Origin of the sequence: Pseudoalteromonas sp. 0303, from assembly GCF_013349995.1 — a bacterium.
GTDB lineage: Bacteria > Pseudomonadota > Gammaproteobacteria > Enterobacterales > Alteromonadaceae > Pseudoalteromonas.
Genome location: NZ_JABVXF010000124.1, coordinates 1 through 539, shown reverse-complemented (window position 1 = coordinate 539; position 539 = coordinate 1). Strand labels below are relative to the sequence as shown.

Sequence of the window (539 nt, the reverse complement as noted above, 5' to 3'; positions counted from 1 at the left end):
GAAATCGGGTTGCCTGCCACATCGGATACGCTAGCTGTGGCAGTGAGTGTGCCATCGTTTAGTGCGCTTGCATCAATTGGATCGGTGACGTATTCGCCGTTTTGTACAAGTGCCGTGGTTTCAACTTGGTTTGTGCCATCACTGATAATAACAGTAACAGTTTGGCCGTCTTCAACGTCAGTCACTGTGCCGCGTATAACCATGGCGGCGCTTTCGCCATTACCATTAATCACGCCGTCGGTTGTTTTATCAATACTAGTTGTAATAACTGCGGTGTTATCAAGTTCGACTGAATCTTGTGCTGAAATTGGATTGCCAGCCACATCAGACACGCTGGCGGAAGCAGTGAGTGTGCCATCGTTTAGTGCGCTTGCATCAATCGGATCGGTGACGTATTCGCCGTTTTGTACAAGTGCCGTGGTTTCAACTTGGTTTGTGCCATCGCTGATGATCACCGTCACGGTTTGACCGTCTTCCACATCGCTCACCGTCCCACGCACGACCATGGCGGCGCTTTCACCGTTACCATTAATCACGCC

1 protein-coding gene is annotated in these 539 nt (G+C 50.5%); it reads right to left on the bottom strand.

Going from position 1 to position 539, the window contains the following annotated elements; genetic code table 11:
- Positions 1 to 539, bottom strand: a 539-nt coding sequence (locus tag HUS62_RS22420; RefSeq protein ID WP_175081203.1) for a hypothetical protein, incomplete at both ends; no start/stop codon positions are given.